Annotated in this window: 18 protein-coding genes; 5 read left to right on the forward strand and 13 right to left on the reverse strand. The window is 64.4% G+C overall.

Annotated features, from left to right (window positions below):
* Positions 1–10 precede the first annotated feature (10 nt).
* The 3 genes from ACHMW6_RS13165 to ACHMW6_RS13175 all read right to left on the reverse strand — a co-directional run bounded on the left by ACHMW6_RS13165 (position 11) and on the right by ACHMW6_RS13175 (position 3,141).
* Entirely contained in the window at positions 11–712 is a 702-nt protein-coding gene (locus ACHMW6_RS13165; protein WP_395407541.1) for an SDR family oxidoreductase, read from the reverse strand.
* A gap of 86 nt (positions 713–798) precedes the next feature.
* Complete coding sequence (locus tag ACHMW6_RS13170; RefSeq protein WP_395407542.1) at positions 799–2,271, reverse strand: flavin-containing monooxygenase; 1,473 nt, start codon at positions 2,269–2,271, stop codon at positions 799–801.
* Between the two features lie 72 nt (positions 2,272–2,343).
* Complete coding sequence (locus ACHMW6_RS13175; protein ID WP_395407543.1) at positions 2,344–3,141, reverse strand: SDR family NAD(P)-dependent oxidoreductase; 798 nt, start codon at positions 3,139–3,141, stop codon at positions 2,344–2,346.
* A gap of 161 nt (positions 3,142–3,302) precedes the next feature.
* On the opposite strand from ACHMW6_RS13175, the gene ACHMW6_RS13180 reads away from it, so the two are divergent.
* Entirely contained in the window at positions 3,303–3,485 is a 183-nt protein-coding gene (locus tag ACHMW6_RS13180; protein WP_395407544.1) for a hypothetical protein, read from the forward strand.
* A gap of 150 nt (positions 3,486–3,635) precedes the next feature.
* Here the strand turns inward: ACHMW6_RS13180 and ACHMW6_RS13185 are convergent, their stop codons facing one another.
* The 3 genes from ACHMW6_RS13185 to ACHMW6_RS13195 are packed head-to-tail and all read right to left on the reverse strand — an operon-like array spanning position 3,636 to position 5,805.
* Entirely contained in the window at positions 3,636–4,997 is a 1,362-nt protein-coding gene (locus ACHMW6_RS13185) for an MBL fold metallo-hydrolase RNA specificity domain-containing protein (RefSeq protein ID WP_395407545.1), read from the reverse strand.
* Positions 4,998–5,008: 11 nt separating this feature from the next.
* Positions 5,009–5,419, reverse strand: a complete 411-nt coding sequence (locus tag ACHMW6_RS13190; protein ID WP_395407546.1) for a bacteriohemerythrin — start codon at positions 5,417–5,419, stop codon at positions 5,009–5,011.
* Between the two features lie 17 nt (positions 5,420–5,436).
* Positions 5,437–5,805 carry a hypothetical protein gene (locus ACHMW6_RS13195; RefSeq protein WP_395407547.1) on the reverse strand — a complete coding sequence of 123 codons (369 nt, stop codon included), beginning with the start codon at positions 5,803–5,805 and terminating at the stop codon, positions 5,437–5,439.
* A gap of 131 nt (positions 5,806–5,936) precedes the next feature.
* Here ACHMW6_RS13195 and ACHMW6_RS13200 point away from each other — a divergent pair, with 131 nt between their 5' ends.
* Positions 5,937–8,609: a GNAT family N-acetyltransferase gene (locus ACHMW6_RS13200; protein WP_395407548.1), complete on the forward strand. Its 2,673-nt coding sequence runs from the start codon at positions 5,937–5,939 to the stop codon at positions 8,607–8,609.
* On the opposite strand, the gene ACHMW6_RS13205 is transcribed toward ACHMW6_RS13200, so the two are convergent.
* The 4 genes from ACHMW6_RS13205 to ACHMW6_RS13220 all read right to left on the reverse strand — a co-directional run bounded on the left by ACHMW6_RS13205 (position 8,601) and on the right by ACHMW6_RS13220 (position 11,573).
* Positions 8,601–9,074 carry a pyridoxamine 5'-phosphate oxidase family protein gene (locus tag ACHMW6_RS13205; RefSeq protein ID WP_395407549.1) on the reverse strand — a complete coding sequence of 158 codons (474 nt, stop codon included), beginning with the start codon at positions 9,072–9,074 and terminating at the stop codon, positions 8,601–8,603. The genes ACHMW6_RS13200 and ACHMW6_RS13205 overlap by 9 nt on opposite strands.
* Positions 9,075–9,162: 88 nt before the next feature.
* Positions 9,163–10,065 (reverse strand): polyphosphate kinase 2, encoded by a 903-nt coding sequence (ppk2, locus tag ACHMW6_RS13210; RefSeq protein WP_395407550.1) that lies wholly within the window; start codon positions 10,063–10,065, stop codon positions 9,163–9,165.
* A gap of 84 nt (positions 10,066–10,149) precedes the next feature.
* A complete protein-coding gene (locus ACHMW6_RS13215) occupies positions 10,150–10,953 on the reverse strand; it encodes a helix-turn-helix domain-containing protein (protein WP_395407551.1) in 804 nt (267 codons plus the stop codon).
* 5 nt (positions 10,954–10,958) lie between these two features.
* Entirely contained in the window at positions 10,959–11,573 is a 615-nt protein-coding gene (locus tag ACHMW6_RS13220; RefSeq protein WP_395407552.1) for a LysE family translocator, read from the reverse strand.
* Between the two features lie 165 nt (positions 11,574–11,738).
* On the opposite strand from ACHMW6_RS13220, the gene phbB reads away from it, so the two are divergent.
* On the forward strand, positions 11,739–12,464 hold the full coding sequence (phbB, locus tag ACHMW6_RS13225) for an acetoacetyl-CoA reductase (protein WP_395407553.1): 726 nt from the start codon (positions 11,739–11,741) through the stop codon (positions 12,462–12,464).
* On the opposite strand, the gene ACHMW6_RS13230 is transcribed toward phbB, so the two are convergent.
* Entirely contained in the window at positions 12,461–12,841 is a 381-nt protein-coding gene (locus tag ACHMW6_RS13230; protein ID WP_395407554.1) for a winged helix-turn-helix transcriptional regulator, read from the reverse strand. The two genes, phbB and ACHMW6_RS13230, sit on opposite strands and share 4 nt — an antisense overlap.
* A 96-nt stretch (positions 12,842–12,937) precedes the next feature.
* Between ACHMW6_RS13230 and ACHMW6_RS13235 the strand changes: the two genes are divergently transcribed.
* Positions 12,938–13,810 (forward strand): pirin family protein, encoded by an 873-nt coding sequence (locus ACHMW6_RS13235; protein WP_395407555.1) that lies wholly within the window; start codon positions 12,938–12,940, stop codon positions 13,808–13,810.
* Between the two features lie 16 nt (positions 13,811–13,826).
* Here the strand turns inward: ACHMW6_RS13235 and ACHMW6_RS13240 are convergent, their stop codons facing one another.
* Positions 13,827–16,070, reverse strand: coding sequence for a putative Ig domain-containing protein (locus ACHMW6_RS13240; protein WP_395407556.1), 2,244 nt, complete (start codon positions 16,068–16,070; stop codon positions 13,827–13,829).
* A gap of 223 nt (positions 16,071–16,293) precedes the next feature.
* On the opposite strand from ACHMW6_RS13240, the gene ACHMW6_RS13245 reads away from it, so the two are divergent.
* Positions 16,294–18,876 (forward strand): TonB-dependent siderophore receptor, encoded by a 2,583-nt coding sequence (locus tag ACHMW6_RS13245; RefSeq protein WP_395407557.1) that lies wholly within the window; start codon positions 16,294–16,296, stop codon positions 18,874–18,876.
* On the opposite strand, the gene ACHMW6_RS13250 is transcribed toward ACHMW6_RS13245, so the two are convergent.
* Positions 18,873–19,406 (reverse strand): isochorismatase family protein, encoded by a 534-nt coding sequence (locus tag ACHMW6_RS13250; protein ID WP_395408603.1) that lies wholly within the window; start codon positions 19,404–19,406, stop codon positions 18,873–18,875. The genes ACHMW6_RS13245 and ACHMW6_RS13250 overlap by 4 nt on opposite strands.
* Positions 19,407–19,469: the final 63 nt, after the last annotated feature.

The raw sequence follows: 19,469 nt of genomic DNA on the forward strand, positions 1-19,469 counted from the left end.
TCTCTCAGGACTAGAAATCATAAGGACGCATCGTGGCGTCGATGCCACCATCGGCAAACAGCACGCTGCCGTGGATGAAGGGTGCGCTGTCGCCGGCGACAAAGCCGATCAGGGCGGCGATGTCCGCCGCCTGGGCCCGCGCCCCGATCGGGGCGGTAGAGTTGCGGATCGCCGCACCATAGCGGGGATCGGCCAGTCCCGCTTCCAGCAGCGGGGTTTGCACGGCGCCTGGCGCGACTGCGTTCAGGCGCACGCCCGCCGCACCCCAGGCAGCGGCCCGCTGGCGCACGGCGCAGGCTACCGCGTTTTTCGAACTGGCGTAGGGGGCGTAGCCGGCCTGCTCGGGCGGCAGGGCCTCCAGCATGGCCAGCACCGCCTGCTCGCTGCCTTCGAGGTAAGCCTGCCTTAGTGGATTGTCCGTCCACGATTGCAAGGTGGCGGAGCTGGACGAGACCACTACGGCGCTGGCGCGGCCGCCGGCTTTCAGGGCGTCGAACAGGCCGTCCAGCAGGGCCGTCACTCCGAAATAATTGACGGAGGCGATGGCGGATACCGGTTCCGCCTGCGGGCCCAGGCCGGCGCAGCACACCAGCACATCGAGCTTATTGTCGCACAGCGCCCGTGCCGCTTCGACCGCTCGGGCGCGGCCCGCTGTTGTGGAGAGGTCGGCGCAAATATCCGCACTGCGCAAGTCCATGCCGATCACGCGCATGCCGCTGTTTTGTCAACTGTTGGCAAACAGCGGCGCCAATGCCGGAGGCTGCGCCGGTAACGATGGCTGTTTTCATGGGCAACCTCTCAGGCACGCAGGGTGTAGTGGTCCATATTCGGCGCCGTCATCGCTTCGCGGAAGCGCTGCTGCGACCATGGCCAGGTGGCAGGCACTCCCTCTGCATCCAGGTACCAGCTGTTGCAGCCGGAGCCGAATACGGTCTTCTTTGCCGCAGCGATGCGCGCGACATCGTATTCGTCCAGCGCCTGCTGCGTGGCTTCCACTTCACGGTACTCGCCGCTGCGCACTAGTTCAATCAGCTGCGACACGTATTGCCACTGCTGTTCGGCGATGTCGATCAGCGAGAAATTGCCGACCGGGCCGGTGGGGCCGTTGAGCATATAGAAATTGGGGAATTGCGGAATCGCTACCGCCAGGTAGGCGCGTGGACGCTTGGCCCACACGTCGTTCAGTTTTACCCCGTCGCGCCCCTGTACATTCATGGGACGCATGAACTGGTCGGCCTTGAAGCCCGTTGCCAGCACCAGCAAGTCCAGCTCGTGCAGTTTGCCGTCGCGGGTGCGGATGCCCCTGGCTTCCACGCATTCAATGCCGTCGGTGACCAGGGCCGCATCCGGGTGCTGGATCGCCTTGTAGTAGTCCGGCGAGTAAATCAGGCGCTTGCAAGCGATCCGGTAATCGGGCAGCAGCTTGTTGCGCAAGGCCGTATCGGGCACGCTGCGTTCGAGGTGGCCCAGGGCGATCGCTTCGATTTCCTTGATTTCGGGGGATTCGGGGTCCAGCACGGCGTTGGTGAAGCGCTCGACGTTGGACAGATAGGTCGGTTCATTGCGCAGGTCACGCAGCAGCTGGGTGTCGCTGCGGAACGCGGCCTTCTGTTCGTCGCTGAAATGCAGGTTCTCGACCGGGAAGATCCACTGCGCCGTGCGCTGGAAATGCGACACCTTGGCTGCACGGCCGGCCAGGGCAGACACGATCTGCACGCCGGTCGAACCGTTGCCGATCACGCCTACGCGCTGGCCGTCGAGCGGCACGCTGTGGTCCCAGCGCGAGCTGTGGAAGGACTTGCCTTCAAAGCTGGCCAGGCCCTTCAGCTCCGGCAGCTTCGGATGGTGCAGCACGCCGGTGGCGGCGATCACGATATCGGCCGTGTCGCGCAGGCCGCTCTTCATCGTCAGGTGCCAGCGTCCGTCCAGGTACTCGCAGCCGACGATTTCCTCGTTAAAGCGGATCAGGTCTGCGATGCCGTACTTCGCCACCGTGTGCTCGAAATAGGCCTGCACTTCGGCGCCGGGCGGCAGGAAGCGGCTCCACTCGGGATTGGGTTCGAAGGAGTAGGTGTAGGCGTGCGAAGGCACGTCGCAGGTCAGCCCCGGATAAGTGTTTTCGCGCCAGGTGCCGCCAACGCGGGCGGCTTTTTCGTAAATGACCACGCTGCTGAATCCTGCCTCGCGCAGCTTGATGCCGGCCAGGATGCCGGCCATGCCGGCGCCCATCACTACCACGCGCAGCTCGCGCTGTGTCTTTTGCTTGTCCATGTTGACCTCGGGGTTGGTTGTTACTGGCACTAGGCTATGCCAGCGGCGCGGTGCGGACTACATCCATACGGACTAGGCGCCTTGCAGCATGTCGTGGCGCTGGCGCAGCGCCGCCTTCAGCATGTCGGCGTGGGGGAAGATCCAGAATTGCTTTTGGTCGATCCCGGCCAGCACGATGCGCGCCAGTTCATCCGGCGCCATGCCCTCGGCGATCATGCCGCGCAGGTAGGTATTGGTGCCGTCGACGGCAGCGTCGCCGCCGTGCGTTTCGATGTGGCGGCAAATGCCTGTGTCCACCGGTCCAGGCAGCACGACCGACACTCGCAACGGCAGGGAGAGCGCCTGGAACTCCTGCTGCAGGGTTTCGGAATACGCCACCAGGCCATGCTTGGACACCGTGTATGGCGCCAGCCACGGCGCGGGCAGCATGCCTGCCAGCGAAGCAATATTGACGATATGGCCATGGCCCTGCTGCAGCATGCGCGGCACGAAGGCGCGCGCGGCGCGCACCACGCTCCACAAGTTCACATCCATCAGGCGCGTCCACTGCTGTTCGTCGAGCTCCCAACTGCGGCCGCTGAGCAGCATGCCGGCGCAGTTCACCAGCCAGTCGACGCGGCCAAATTCCTCGAAGGTACGGCTGGCCAGGGCGGCCACTTGGTCCGGCCGGCACAGGTCAGCGATGACTGGCGTCACGTGTACTTCCGGCGCTATTTCGGCCAACTGGCGCACCGTGTCATCGAGTGCGGCGCGGTCGATATCGGCCAGCAGGAGGTTGACGCCGCGTGCGGCGAAGGCGGTGGCGATGGCGCGGCCGATGCCGCTGGCGGCGCCGGTGACCACGGCGCAGGGAGTGGAGTGAAGGGGCATGGCGATCCTGTTGTCTTATTGGCGAAACACGTCCGGGTGGGCGGTCTGCAAGGATTCTTCGCCAGCGGGGTAAGACGGGCATCGTCCAAACAGACGATTCGGCCGACCCAGCGATCTCCTAAGTTGGAGCTATAGCGGATCAACCGCAGAAGGAGACAATCATGTACCGCAACAAATTCCTGGCCTGGGTCCTTTTCCTGGTGTGCTGCATCGGCACCGCCTTTGTGGACCTGTGGTCGCAAGCCGAAGCCGAAACCCAGGCACAAGCCGCAGCCCGCAACCTGGTCCTGCCGCCCGTTTCCCCCTACTCAATCGGCGACCTCCTCGCCCGAGCGCCCCATTAACCCCCAATTCGGGGTCAGCTCTGTCATTCGGACACACAGACAAACTCTTTGATTTATCTCAATACGCTAAAACGCGGGAATTTGCGTATTGAGGTATATCAAAGAACTGGTTCGCGTGTCCGAATGACAGAGCTGACCCCGAATTGGGCCTCAGCTCAGTTCTGCACGGTCGCGGTATTGCGGGACGCGGCAGGGCCATTGCAGGGTTTCCTCGATGCGCCGGCGCAACGCGTCCGAGGCGGCGGGTTCGCCGTGCGTGATGAAGGTCATTCGGGGCGGGCGTTGCAGGTGGCCCAGCCAGCCGAGGATTTCCTGCTGGTCCGCATGGGCGGAGAGATTGCTGATCTGGACCACGCGTGCGCGCACTGGCACATATTCGCCAAAGATCTTGACGCTGGTGGCGCCACCCACCATGGCTGCGCCGCGCGTGCCGCCAGCCTGGAATCCCGCGAAGACGATGGCATTGCGCGCGTCGGGCGCAAAGGCCGCCAGGTGGTGGAGCACACGGCCCCCCGTCGCCATGCCACTGGCGGCGATGATGACCTTGGGTGTGCGGTTTTCGTTCAGCGCGATCGATTCCTCGACCGAGGTGACGATGCGCGCCGTGCGGCATACAGCCTCGCACTGCGCTTCGTCCAGCAGGTGGTCGAGCCGGTGCCGCAGGTAGATGGACGTGGCATCGGCCGCCATGGGGCTGTTTAGATAAACAGGCAGCACGGACGGGATTTCGCCGCGCTGTTTAAGCCTTGCGATGTGGTACAGGAGTTGCTGGGCGCGTCCCACTGCGAAAGACGGAATCACGACCACGCCGCCGCGCGCCGTGGTTTCGCTTATGACTTTCCCGAGCAGGACTTCCGGGTCTTCCGGCGAATGCAGGCGGTCGCCGTAAGTGGATTCGAGCACCAGGTAATCCGTTTCTGCGATCGCTTCGGGAGGAGCGAGCAGTGGGTCGTGCATCCGTCCCAGGTCGCCGGAGAAAGTCAGGATGTGGCCGTGATGGCGCACGCGGACGATGGCGGCGCCCAGGATATGGCCCGCGCGCAGGAATTCGATGCTCAGGTGGCTGGATAATTTCTGCGCATGGCCAAATTCGACAGGCACCAGCGAGCGCAGTGCGCGCACTGCGTCGGCCTCCGAATACAGGGGCAGGGCGGGTGTGTGGCGGGAGGTGCCGTGCCGGTTGGCGTAGTTTGCTTCTTCTTCGAGCAGATGTCCGGAGTCGGGCAGCAGCAGATGGCACAGGTCCTGCGTCGCGGACGTGCAGTAGACTTTGCCGCGGAAGCCGTTCCGCACCAGCAAAGGCAGATAGCCGCTGTGGTCCAGGTGGGCGTGGGTCAGCACGACGGCGTGCAGTGTCGCCGGATCAAAGGGCAGGGCTTCCCAGTTCTGCATGCGCAGCGATTTGTAGCCCTGGAACAGGCCGCAGTCCAGGAGGAAGCGGAAACCCTGTGCGGTGACGAGGTACCTGGAGCCGGTAACGGTTCCTGTGGCGCCGAGAAACTGGATGTCCATGATCCTGCAGGCTAAACGGGCTGGCCGTTGTGCGCGGGCCCGCGTTCGCGTACGGCGCGCAGCAGGTGACGGTCCTGCGTGGCGATGTGGAAGGGCAGCCACTCCGCCAGCGCGTGCAGCGCCAGGTAAGCCTGCTGGTCGTCGCCCTGCTGCAGGGCGGAACCGGCATGGTGCAGCCCGGCCAGCATGCGGGCGTGCTGTTCGCGATGCAGGCGCGCGTCCGGACACTGGAAGGTTTCCATCAGCTCTTCCTCACGGCGGAAGTCCATTTCCATGCCCTTGACCACTTCACCGTAGCTGGTGCGGAACTGTTCCACGGGCAGTCGCAGGGTCTTTTGCAGCACTTCGAAAACAAGGCCGTGCGCCGTGTCAATCGCCGGATCGCCCAGCACTGCGCCCAAAGGAAGAAAGGATTGCTTCATATGCTCACTCCCATTCGTCATTCGATCAGCGCAGCCAGCGCCTGGCTGCGGCTCTTTAACCCGGCCAGAAGGCGGTCCGTCCGATGCACGGCCATCACCGCCCGAACTACCAGGTAGCAGGCCAGCAGGATCAGGCAGGCAACCAGCACAAGAAGTGGCAACAGCATCGCCGCCACTTCGCTGAAGCGGTAATTGCCGGACGTGGCAACCAGCAGGCTCAATACCGACAGCGGCAGCGCAAATACCGTGATCCCGGTCCGCAGTAGGGACAAGGCCGTGCGCTTTTCTGCGAGCAGCAGCTGTAACTCGTCGGAAATATCCACCTGATCCGGCGCGAATTCTGTGGCCTGGTCCATGCCTGCCCCTGTGTGAGTAACCACGTCCATGCTAGGCATCCGGGGCGGACATTTGCATGATCCAGATCAAGGAAGAGCGAAGTGGCCGATATTTGACCTTGATCATGTGATTAGTTGTTGCGTCCCGCTACTGTGCGTGGGTCAAAGCGCGGGAGAAGACCATGAGCACACGTAATCTCGAATATCTGTTCCAGCCGAAGTCTGTCGCGGTGATTGGCGCCTCGGAGCGGCCGCATAGCGTGGGGGCGACCGTGTTTCGCAACCTGCTGGACGGCGATTTCCGCGGTCCCGTATATCCGGTCAATCCCAAGTACCGCATGCTGGCCGGGTGCGAAGTCTTTCACCGTGTATCGCACCTGCCCGGCGTGCCGGACCTGGCGGTGATTTGCACGCCGCCGGCAACGGTGCCCGGGCTGATAGAGGAGCTGGGTGCGCTGGGATGCCGCGCTGCGGTCGTGCTGACGGCGGGCCTGAATGGCCAGAACGGATCAGAAGGAGCGCGGCTCAGGCATGCGATGCTGGCGGCGGCGCAGCCCTATTTGCTGCGGATACTGGGTCCGAACTGCGTCGGCCTGCTGGCGCCGGGCATCGGGCTGAATGCCAGCTTCGCGCACATGGCGGCGCTGCCCGGCAAGCTGGCCTTCGTTTCGCAGTCCGGAGCCATGGTGACCGGTGTGCTGGACTGGGCCCATTCTCGCAATATCGGTTTTTCGCGCTTCATCTCGCTCGGTGACAGCGCGGATGTGGACTTCGGCGATATCCTGGACTACCTGGCCTCAGACAGCGAAACTCACGCCATCCTGCTGTACATGGAAGATGTACGCGCGGCGCGCAAGTTCATGTCCGCCGCAAGGGTTGCCGCGCGGGCCAAGCCGGTGATCGTGGTGAAGGCGGGGCGGATGGCGGAAGGCGCCAGGGCTGCCAGTTCGCATACAGGCGCGATGGCAGGAGCGGACGATGTCTACGATGCCGCCATCCGCCGCGCCGGCATGCTGCGCGTGCAGACCACCGAGGAGCTGTTCGATGCGGTCGAAACGCTGGCGTGCGCCAGGCCCCTGAATGGCGAGCGGCTCGCCATCCTGACCAATGGCGGCGGCCCGGGCGTGCTGGCAACGGATGCACTGGTCGCGGGCGGTGGCAAGCTCGCCGAACTGTCGCCTGCAACGCTGGAACAATTGGACCAGGTGCTGCCCGCCGCCTGGCCGCACGCCAATCCCATCGACATTATCGGCGACGCACCCGGCGAACGCTATGCTGCGGCGCTGGGGGTGCTGCTGAAGGATGAGGGCGTGGACGCCGTGCTGGTCATGCATGCGCCCACGGCCATCGTGCCCGGCACGGAAGTGGCGGCCGGCGTTGCTGCGGCGGCGCAAGGCTCGTCCCGCAACATCCTGTCCTGCTGGCTGGGCGGAGAGGGCATGGCGCCGGCCCGGCGGCTGCTGGCGGAGGCCGGGATTCCAGGTTACGGCACGCCGGAAAATGCGGTCAGCGGTTTTCTGCAAATGGTGCGCTACCGCGATGCCCAGCGATTACTGATGGAAGTGCCGTCCTCACGCGCTGGCGACTTTCAACCGGAGCGCGACAAGGCGCTGGCCATTATCCAGGATGCGCTGCTGTGCGGGCGCAACGTGCTGACCGAGCCGGAAGCGAAGACGGTGCTGTCCTGCTATGGCATTCCCGTGGTGGAGACGGCCATTGCGGACCGTGTGGAAGCCGCCGCCATGCTGGCCGAGCGCATCGGCTTCCCGGTGGCCGTGAAGATCCTGTCGCCGGACGTCACGCACAAGTCGGATGTTGGCGGCGTCGCGTTGGACCTGGAATCGGCCGACGCGGTACGCAGCGCGGCCCAGGCCATGCGCGAGCGCCTGCACGCGATGCGACCGGGCGCCCACATGCGCGGCTTCACCGTGCAGCGCATGGCGCGCCGGCCGGGGGCGCTGGAACTGATCGTGGGAGCTGCCAGCGACCCCGTGTTCGGCCCTGTGCTCCTGTTCGGGCAGGGCGGAACGGCCGTCGAGACCATAGGCGACCGTGCGCTGGCGCTGCCGCCACTGAACACGGTGCTGGCGCGGGACATGGTCGGGCGCACCCGTGTGTCCCGTCTTCTGGCAGGTTATCGCGACCATCTTCCGGCGAATGTGGACGCAGTCTGCGAAGTGCTTGTACGGATTTCCCTGCTGCTGGCGGACCTGCCGGAGGTTGTGGAGCTGGACATCAACCCCTTGCTGGCGGACCAGGATGGCGTGCTCGCCCTCGACGCCCGCATGCGCGTGGCCGCGGCATCGCGCCCCGGTGCCGAGCGCTTCGCCATCCGTCCTTATCCGGCCGAGCTGGAAGAGTGCGTCGGCTGGGAGGGCCGTGAATTGACGCTGCGGCCCATCCGGCCGGAGGATGCGCCGCTGCACGTGGCGTTCTTCAAGTCCCTGGACCCGGAGGATGTGCGCTTCCGCATGTTCACCCGCATGAGCGAGCTGCCGCCCTCCCAGCTGGCGCGTCTGACGCAGATCGACTACGACCGCGAGATGGCCTTTATCGCGACGGTCAGCACGGGCGGCGTCGCCGAAACGCTGGGCGTCGCGCGCGCCGTCGCCGATCCGGACAATGTGAGCGCCGAATTCGCCGTCATCGTCCGCTCGGACCTGAAAGGCCACGGTCTGGGCGCCATCCTGATGGAAAAGCTGATCCGCTATTGCCGGTCGCGCGGCACCCGCGAGCTGGTGGGCGACGCGCTGCCGCACAACCACCGCGTCCTGCAACTGGCGCGCCGCCTGGGCTTCACGGTGACGCCGAACACCGCCAGCGGCACCACCCGCATGCGACTCCCGCTAGCTTGAGACGTTATATAGCTCGGTATGGCCGAAGCCCAGGCTGTAGTCGAGCAGGGAAATGACTGTGGGCGTGATGCGCAGGAAGAGCAGGCCTTGCCAGGGCAGGGCGGCTCCACCTGGCGCGAGTTCCTTCGCCTCGGGGAATTTGCGCAGCAGCGCTTCGGCCACGCGGCCGATTTCTTCCTCGCCCTGCACGAATTCGGCCGTGCCGCCAAGGGAGATGCCCCGAATGTGGCGCCAGTCGGCGTAGTCCAGGTTGACCGTTGCCGAGACCTTGCTGCTGTGCTGGATATTGTCCGCCTTCTGGCTTCCCAGCCCGATGCCGGCATAGAGGGTCAGCCCGTCATGGACGTAGCTGACCGTGGTCGCCTGTGGATAGCCGTCGGGCCGGATGGTCGCAAGCGTCATGTCGCGGGCTTGCCGCAGGATGTCGAGCACGCGCTCGCGTGCGGCTTCAGTGAGATGTTCCATATGACCTCCCGTCACTCATCGCCGGAATGCGATGCACTTCCCATGCTAAGAAACGGGAACGGACAAATGAATGACGGAGATCAAAAGTTCAATAGGTTTCAGGCACCAGCATGTCCGGCGGCAGCGGCTGGCGCACGTAGTCGTCGTGGTATTCGCGTTCCGGCAGCTGGATCTCCTGGCGTCCGACTTCGACGTAGGGGATTTGCTGCAGCAGGTGGTTGATGCAATTCAGGCGGGCGCGTTTCTTGTCCACGCCCTGGACGACCCACCAGCGCGCCTCGGGAATGTGAGTGCGCTCGAGCATGATTTCCTTGGCCCTGGTGTAGTCCTCCCAGCGGCGGCGCGATTCCAGGTCCATGGGGCTCAGTTTCCACTGCTTGAGCGGATCCTGGATGCGGCTCAGGAAGCGTGCATTCTGCTCTTCGTCCGAAATCGAGAACCAGTACTTGATCAGCTGGATGCCCGAGCGCACCAGCATGCGCTCGAATTCCGGCACGGACTGGAAGAATTCTTCGTATTCCGCGTCCGTGCAGAAGCCCATCACGCGTTCGACGCCGGCGCGGTTATACCAGCTGCGGTCGAAGAACACGATCTCGCCGGCCGCTGGCAGGTGGGCGACGTAGCGCTGGAAATACCATTGCGAGCGTTCGCGGTCGCTGGGCGCGGGCAAGGCGGCCACGCGGCAGACGCGCGGGTTCAGGCGCTGCACGATGCGCTTGATCACGCCGCCCTTGCCGGCGGCGTCGCGGCCTTCGAACAGGATGACCACTTTGTGGCCGGTGTGGACCACCCAGTCCTGCAGCTTGACCAGTTCGGCCTGCAGGCGGAACAGCTCACGGAAATAGAGCCGGCGCGCCTCTTTTTCCTCTTCGCTGCGGCCTGAACGCGGCAGCAGCGTTTCGGAATCAAGGTCGCGGTCATCGAGTTCCAGTTCGAGTTCTTCGTCGTAGCTGTCGATGATGTCTTTTTGCATGCGTTCGGTAAGATTCATGGTCCACCTGTCCTCGGAAGTCAGCGATATCCCGCTTGAGTCTACTCCCTGCAGGTTACATGATTGTGACTTTGGCAAAACCAGTCAGCGCCGGGGAGCGCGATAGTGGCCGGGCGTCATGGCGTGACGCGCCTTGAAGGTGCGCTGCAAATGGGCCTGGTCGGCGAAGCCCATCGCAAAAGCCGCCTCGCTGATGGACATGCCCTGGCCTAGCAGACTACGCGCCTCGTTCAGGCGCCTGTTTTGCAGGTAGTCGCCGGGCGTCATGCCATAGTGTTTGTGGAACAGGCGGATAAAACGCGAAGGCGTCATGCCGCAGGCTTCAGCCAGGGCTTTCACGCTCGGCTCTGCGCCGCCCTCATGCCGCAGGAGCGGTTCGGCCGGCCACAGCTCCGGCGGCACGGCGACATTGGCGCGGACGCCGGCCGGGCCGGCCAGGGTTGCCAGCAACGGTGGCAGTTCGGCGGCGAGCCGCTGGCTCATATCGGCTGATGCGAGGCACAGGCTGTGGACTGCCATTTCGACCGCTGGATCGGTCGTGCAGCGGGTAAGGAATTCCAGACGCGAGACCGTGATGCCCCAGTGGCGCGACATGGCATCGTGCAGCCAGTCTGCCCGCAGGAAGAGCATCCGATACGTCCAGCGCTGCAGGTCGCTGGGGTTGCAGCAGTGGACCACGTGCGGCTCGATCAGCACCACGGCGCCCGGGCCGATGCCGGTCGGCCCCTCCGGATGCTGGAAGACGGCCGTTCCGGCGTCCACGATGCCGATCGAATACTCGTCGTGAGTGTGCGGCCGGTAGCAGTCGCTGGAATTGGTGCTGACGCGCAGCTCCCACCAGGAAGCATCGGTATCGCGGCAAATCTTGTGGGAGGTCAGGGCGGGCATGGCATTCAGAATAGCATGGCGATGACCGTGATCCCGAGTAGCGCGCCGAGCAGGCGGTTGACCAGCCGTTGCCGTTGCGGCCGCGCATACCGTTCCTTGAGCAGGCCGCCGGCGGCGGCCCAGACTGCGCCGCCGGCCGCGCAGCCGATCACCGAAATCACGCAGAATTTGACCAGCGCTGGCTTGCCGCCGCTCTCTGCCGACACGAAGAGCGCCACGCCGGATACGGCGACGATCCAGGCTTTCGGGTTCAGCACCTGGAGGACGCCGCCGTCCATCAGCGCGCGCCATGCGCCTGGCGAAACCGGACTGGCGGCGCCGTCCCCGCCATCCCCGCCGTGAAAGGGCGCCGTGGCGATGCGCCAGGCCAGCCAGGCGAGGTAGGCGGCGCCGACCCACTGGATCAATTGCGCCATGCCCGGGTGAGCGAGCAGCAGGCCCGCTCCCATGCCGGCCAGCCAGACCAGCATGCCGTAACTGCTGCTCGCTCCCACCACGTACCCCAGGGGCCGCGCCAGTCCGCCGTCCAGGCCATATCGCAGCGCCAGGAGATTCACCGGCCCTGGCGTTATGGCACCGATCAGCGCAAACACCGCCATCGCTACAAGATCACCGTGCATTGCCTGCCTCCTTCATTGACTGATTGGAGACAGTTTGTGCGGCTTGCCGCGCGCCGTCTTGAACGAAATTGCACACGATTGCCGCGGCAGGGCTGGAATCGCTTGCTAAATGCTTGCCAAAAGAGCCATACTTGATTTCATCCATTTCCGGGCAGGGAGGACAGCATGGAACGAATTGCGATCGTCACCGGAGGTACGCGCGGCATCGGCGCCGCCATAGCCCGCCGGCTTACCAATGACGGGTATCGGGTTGCGGCAGTCTTTCATGGCAATGCTGCCGCGGCGGAAGCGTTTGGGCAGGAAACCGGCATCAGGACTTACCAGTGGGATGTCGCCGATTACGAAGCCTGTGCAGGCGGCGTTGCCTCTGTGGTGAAGGACCTGGGCGGGCCGGTGGATGTTCTGGTCAACAATGCAGGCATCACCCGCGATGCGATGCTGCACAAGATGACGCCGGCCCACTGGGGCGAGGTGATTGCCAGCGACCTCACGTCCTGCTTCAATATGTGCCGTGCGGTTATTGAACCCATGCGCGAACGGTTCTTCGGCCGCATCGTGAACATTTCCTCCATCAATGCCCAGAAGGGCCAGTTCGGGCAGACCAATTATTCGGCGGCCAAGGCGGGCATGATTGGCTTCACCAAGGCGCTGGCGCTGGAGTCGGCGGCGAAAGGCATCACGGTCAACGCCGTCGCGCCGGGCTATATCGCTACCGACATGGTCGCCGCCATGCCGGAGGAGGTGCTGAAAAAGATCGTCGCCCAGGTTCCCGCCGGCCGGCTTGGCCAGCCGGACGAGGTGGCGCGCATCGTCCAGTTCCTCGTCAGCGAGGATGCCGGCTATATCAACGGCGCCACATTCAGCGCCAACGGCGGGCAATACATGGCTTAAGCCTGACTCTGGGCGTCGAACGCGGCGCGGGCCGCGTCGATGTCTGCGATGTGGGCGCTGGCCCAGTTGCCGAGGGCGATAACGGGGCCGGTGAGCGAGAGGCCCAGCGGGGTCAGTTCGTATTCCACGTGCGGCGGCATCACGGAACGGACCGTGCGCTTGACCAGGCCGTCGCGTTCCAGTTCGCGCAGGCACAGCGTCAGCATGCGCTGTGACACCCCATTGATGGCGCGCTTGATTTCCGTGAAGCGGTGCGGACCTGCCGTGAGCAGCATGATGATCAGGATGGTCCATTTCTCGCCCACGCGGGCCAGCACCTGGCTGATCTTCCGGCAGTCGGCGTTTTCGAGATCGTGGGGTGGGGTGGTTACATTCATGTGACTCGCTTCCCTGCGTGTGCGTCCTTGTGTGCGGCGGCGCTTGTCGCTACATTGCCAGCCTTAGTTACGATTTTATACCGAGAGGAACGAGCAATGAACACTCCACGGCGCATCGCGCGGCGTACGCGCGGCCACGGGCATGGCCCCATCACACGGCTGATGAGCCCATCGGACCTCGGCCACATCGTGAAGCCCTTCGTCTTCCTGGACATCTTCGAAGCCGGTGGCGCCACGCTGCAGGCGCTGGGCTCGATGCCCCTGCATCCGCATTCCGGCATTGCCACCGTCACCGTCTTCACGGAAGGAGGAATGCGCTTTAACGATCCGCAGGCCGGCACCGGAACGATTGCTTATGGCGGCGTGGAATGGATGCGCGCCGGCGGCGGCGTATGGCATGGCAAGGAGATGACGCCCGACGCCGTGCCGCACATCCAGGGCTTCCAGCTCTGGCTCGCGCTGCCGCCCGAACTGGAAAACGGCGAGCCGGTGAGCCGTTATATCGAAGCCGCAGATATGCCTGCCGCCGGGCCGGCGCACGTGATTGTCGGCAGCCATGAGGGCGTGCAAAGCCCGGTGCCTGCGCCGGAAGGCATCAACTATCTGCTGGTCACGCTGGCGCCGGGCGCGCGCTGGACTTACCATCCACCGGCCGGGCACACGGTTGGCTGGCTGGCGCTGGCGAGAGGGGCGCTGGACGCTGGCACGCCTGTGAGCGCGGGCGAGATGGTGGTTTTCGAGCCGGGCGAGGCGCCGGTGGAGTTGTCCGCCGCTGGCAGCGAGCCGGCCGTCTTCGTGCTCGGTTCGGCCGTGCCGCATCCGCACACGCTGCACTTGGGTTCCTACTCGGTCCACACGTCCGGCGCCGCGCTTGAGCAGGGCGAACGCCGGATCGCCGAACTGGCGCGCAAGCTGAGGGAGGCGGGCGACCGGCGCACCTCCGCCGGCACGATTCCGGTCTTCCGTTAAGGACTTCGCGCCCTGATTAACGAACCGTCAGCAACAGCACGCCGTGGGCCGGAACCTCGACATCCATCTCGCCGGAGGTCTGCGCCAGCGCCTTCTGCCGCCACGCGTCGCGCGCCTGGTAGGGCTGGCCCGCCTGTCCCTTGCCATACAAGGCAGGGTCGAGGCGCAGGCGGCGGAACTTGCCGTCCATATTGAAGATGCCGACGGCCTTGCCGCCATCCTCCAGCGGCTTGACCCACACCTGCCAGCCTTCCTGGTCCCGCACCCGGGCGGCCGCCTTGCCCAGGGCATCCTGGTTGATGGCGAGGACTTCCGAATTGGTCAGCAGGTTCAGGGTGAAGGCATCCAGCTTGCTCAGGTCATTCCCCAGCAGCAGCGGGGCGGCCAGCAGGCTCCAGAGGCTGATATGGCTGTATTGCTCGTCTGGCGTCAGGCGTGATGGACGCGGATCGCCCCAGCCGACGTGGCCCACCACCAGCATGTCCGGATCGTTCCATCTGGCCGGACCCACGAATTGCGTGTAGGGCGCGGCGCTGAAGCCCGTTTCGAGCACGCTTTCCCACGTATCGAGGATATCGCCCGTCATGCGCCAGGCCTGGCCGCCGACATCGGCGCCCCACGTCCACACATTCTGCTCGCCATACTGGCACAGGCTGTAGACGATGCTGCGCGGTTGCGCCTGCAGCGCGGCGCCCATCAGCTGGTAAGGCTTCTGGTGTGCTTCCAGCGTGGGCGTCTTGGCGATCATGTCCGAATAGCTGCATAGATCGTACTTGAGGAGGTCCACGCCCCATTTGGCATAGGTGACCGCGTCCTGCGCCTCATGCTGGTAGGAGCCCAGGAATTTGCCGCAGGTGGTGGGGCCTGGCGAGGAGTAGATGCCGAAGCGCAGGCCCACGCTGTGCAGGTAGTCGCCCAGCGCCTTCATGTCCGGGAAGCGCTCATTGCCCAGCAGTTCGCCGTCGGCCGTGCGGGCAGACGCCTGCCAGCCATCGTCGATGTTCACGGATGTCCAGCCTTTCGCTGCAAGGCCGGAATCGATCAAGGTGCGCGCGCTGGCGCGGACCTGTGCATCGCTCACGTTGACGCCGAATGCGTTCCAGCTGTTCCAGCCCAGCGGCGGCGTGAGGGCGAGCTTGTCGCCGGCTTGCAGGGTCCAGGTGCGGCTTGATGTGCCCGCGCTGTTCTTCACATGCAGCGTGACCGCATAAGAGCCGGCGGCCGGTGTGATGCCGCGGATGATGCCCGTATCCGCATCCAGGGTCAGGCCGGTCGGCAGGCCGTCAGCGGAAAACTGCAGGGGCGCCTTGCCGGTGGCTGGGATGCGGAATACCAGCGGCGTGCCTGGGCGGGCGCCCAGCACGCGTGCACCATGAATGGCAGGGGCATCGCCATCCGGTGGCGTCAGCAGGTAGGGCAAGGGCAGACGCGAGGTAACGCTGCGGCCCGATTGCGCATCCACGAAACGCAGGCGCGCTTCCACGCCGGGACCGGTCGGCAGCTCCCAGCGCAATTCGCGGGCCTGATCCGGAGCAATCGCCAGTGCAGTGCTGCGGCGCTGCAGGGCCTTGCCGCTGCGCTGGTCGAACAGTTCCAGTTCCAGCTTGCCTTGCTGGCGCGTTGGGTATTGGTTGGCGACGTGCAGCGTGAGCGCGACTTTGCCGTTTGGCTGGAAATCGATGTTGGAGCGCTCGGGCCCAAAACGCAGGCCGTCCGAGCGGTTCGGGATGCTGAGGTAGGGCACGCCCTTGTAGAAGCCGCCGCCGCCAACGCCGTCATACACGCGCACGGCGATGACATTGTCTTTGTCCCAGTTCACCGGCACCTTGGCGATGTCCACCAGGTAGTCGCGCACCGTTTGCCAGCGCCCGTCGAAACCGCCCGGGTCTTCCGGCATGCGGCCGGTCTTGCCGATCGGGACGCCGTTCAGGAAAGTCTCGTCCGCATCATCGATGCCGGAAAGGTAGACGCGCAGGCGCTGCGGCCAGTCGCTGGTCTTTTTCAGGGAAGAGGGGATGGTCACGTGGATGCGGTACCACGAATAGCCGTCGTAGCCGTCGAATCCCTGTTTCTCGTAATTGTGCTGGGTGTCGATGGTGGCCCAGCGGCTGTCGTCGAATCCGGGCTTGGCGCGCTGCGGGTCGTCGCCGGTGGCGAAGCGCGCTTGCGGCATCTCGATATGGCCGACTGGCTCGGCGTGCGCTGCATGGATCATCAATACGCTGCTCAGGCAGCTGAGCAGGTGGCGAAGTTTTGGCATGTAGTCTCCCTGGTTTTAGCTCTTGCAATCGATTGTTGTTAGGTGATGGTAGCCCAGTACGGTGCTTGGCGGTTATGCAACTTGGCGCGTTTTCTATATCGTTTAGGAATATCGTCGCGGCCTGGCAACTGCGCATTGCAATCGATTGTAATTGTTGATTTCACGGTCTAATCTATAAATGTTCGATGCCGGACATAAGTTCAAAACATACTCAGGAGATACCATGCAACAGCATCCCCAGCGCCTGCGACTGCAACCGATTGCAGCATTGCTCGCATCCTCGTCCTTTGCCGCCTTGATCGCGGCACCGTCGCACGCCCAGGAAACGCAGGCGACGGCACCCCAGGCAGAACAGGCAGCGGCACCTCAGGCAGATGCACTCAAGCTCGAGACGGTGGTCGTTACCGCCAGTTCCGAGGGCAAATCCAAGATGCGCAGTTCCGTATCGGTTTCCGACGTCGATAACCGGCAGGTTGCGGACTTCGGCCCGCGCAGCGAAGCCGAAGTGCTGCACCTGATCCCGGGCATCCGCGCCGAAAGTTCGGCGGGGCCGGGCGGCAATTCGAATATCACGGTGCGCGGCCTGCCGATTTCCTCCGGCGGTTCGAAGTATGTGCAGTTGCAGGAAGATGGGCTGCCGGTCGTGGAATACGGCGACATGAACTTCGCCAACAACGACTATTTCGTGCGCTACGACGCCAATGTGGACCGCATCCAGACCATGCGCGGCGGCTCAGCGTCGACTTTCGCTTCCAACGCGCCGGGTGCGGTGATTAACTACATCAGCAAGACCGGCGAAGAGGAGGGCGGCAGCCTGGGGATCACACGCGGCCTGAATTTCAATGAAACGCGGATCGACGGGGAGGTTGGCGGCAAGCTGGCGGACAGCTGGCGCTATCACGTCGGCGGCTATTACCGCACCGGCGAAGGTCCGCGCAAGGCCGACTTCACGGCGCTGGACGGCTATCAGCTGAAGGGCAATGTCACGCACGACTTCAATGGCGGCAAGGGCTATGTGCGTTTCAACTTCAAGCTGCTGGACGAGAAAGCGCCAACCTATACGTCGATGCCGGCTTTCGTCAGCATCGACGGTAACACCGTGGGCGGCTTCAAGTCCGTGCCCGGTCTCGATGTCAGCAAGGACGCGACCTTCTCGATCTATAACGCCACGGTGCCGGTGGTGGGGCCGGGCAGCACGGCCATCAGCAACGCCAATCTCAATAAAGGCATCACGATGAAGTCGCGCGCCGTCGGCTTCGAGATGCACAATGAATTCGCCAACGGCATTGTGCTGGATGAGAAGTTCAAGGTGTCGCGCAACGAGTCTTCGTTCCAGACCCAGTTCCTGAACCTGAACTCCCTGGCCGACATTATCGGTGGCTTCGGCGCCGGCGCAAGCGCTGTGTATGCAAACGGCCCGCGTGCAGGGCAGGCGGTGACGCAGGCGAATCTCGCCACCGGCTTCATCTCGCAGAACGCCGCCATCAATACCCAGGCGCCGGACATGGGCCACCTCGCCAATGATGTCAGCGTGTCGAAGAAGTTCGAGCTGGGCCTGGGCACTCTCGGCGCGCGCGCCGGCTTTTACCATTCGAAGCAGGATGTCGTGCAGCAGTGGGCGATCAGCGAGCGCCTGATGGAAGTGGGACGCAACGGCGCGCTGATCGATATTCGCGACGCGAGCGGCGTCCCGCTGACCAGCATGGGCCTTACCGGCTACAACACCCAATGGGGCGGCTGCTGCGCGCGCGATGTGGACGCGCACTACACGACCGATGCGCCTTATTTGTCGCTGAATCTCCAGACGGGCAATTTCGATATCGATGGCAGCGTACGTCATGACCGCATGAGCGCTTCCGGTACCTATTCCGGTCCGGTGAAACTGGCTGGCGGGCTGGATGTGAACGGCGACGGCAAGATCGATGGCGCCGAGCGCAACGTGCTGGTCGCGGATGTGGCCCACGCCCATCCGATCAACTACGACGTCGGCTTTACCTCGTATTCGATCGGCGCCAACTGGCGCGCCAGCAAGGATTTCAGCGTCTTCGCCCGCACCAGCAAGGGCGGCCGCGCCATTGCCGACCGCCTGCTGTTCTCGTCCAATATCGACCCGGTGACGGGCGCGCTCAGCGCCGGCGCAGGCGATGCGGCGATCGCGACCGTCAAGCAGAGCGAGATTGGCGCGAAATGGCGCGGCAAGACTGGCTGGGGCAATTACGGCCTGTTCGCCACCCTGTTCCATGCCACGGTCAATGAATACGACTACGACCAGACCCGTACCGTCGGCCCCAAGCTGAATGTGATCGGCTACAAGGCAGACGGCCTGGAACTGGAGAGCGTGTTCACGGTAGGTGATTTCGCGATCAATGCCAACGCGGTCTACACCAAGGCGAAGATCACGCGCGACTTGGTCGGCCAGGCCAACGGCAGCAGCGCGGTCGGCAATGTTCCCGGCGGTACGCCGAACTGGCTGTACACGATCTCGCCGCGCTACTCCTTTGGCCCGCTGACCGTTGGTGCCTCGATCGTCGGCCAGAGCGATGTGTGGTCGAACAATGGCAACAATTTCAAGGTTGAGGGCAGGGCAATCGTGAACGCCTTCCTGCACTATGAAATCTCGCCGCAGCTGACGCTAAGCCTGAACGCCGGCAACCTGTTCAACAAGATCACGCCATCGGGTGGTATCGACCAGGGTTCGCTGGCGGACGTGCGCAGGTTGGGCGCTGTGGTAGGCGCGGCCGGCGTGGCCTCCTTCCGCCCGGAGTCGCCGCGCACGGTCAGCGTGTCGCTGCGCTACCGCTTCTAAGTCTTGATCTGGGCCAGCACCTCGCGGAAACGCGGGTGCCGGCTGGATCGCAGCCATTCGAATGCGACCATTTCCGCGGTCGCGATCTCGGCGCCGGCCCTGGCAAGGCGGGCGATGGCTGTATCGCGGTCCAGCGGCCGGCGTGAGCCGATGGCGTCGGCGACCAGCGTGACATCGAGGCCGCGCGCCATCAGGCCCATGGTCGTCTGCAGCACGCAGACATGGGCCTCGCAGCCGGCGACGATGACCCGCTTGCGTCCGGCCGGCAAATGATCGGCCAGGCCGTCCGCGCTGGCGTCGAAGTGGTGCTTGATAACGGTATGGGAGCACAGGGCCTTGATGTCAGCAAGGTTTTCGCCGAGGCCCTCGGGATTTTGCTCGGTGCCGATGACGGGCACCTCAAGCAGCCCTGCAATCCGGCCCAGGCGCAGCGCCTGATTGACGACGGCGCCGCCGTCGTGGATAACGGGCATCAGGCGCGGCTGGAAATCCACCAGCACGAGGACAGAATCATCGGGTACGTGAAGCACGGTCATTCCTTCCGGTTGCGGACGAGGTATTATCACACCTTTAGCGCCGTGAAGAGAGTTCGA

The organism is Pseudoduganella sp. UC29_106 (assembly GCF_044055365.1).
Taxonomy (GTDB): Bacteria; Pseudomonadota; Gammaproteobacteria; order Burkholderiales; family Burkholderiaceae_D; genus Rugamonas.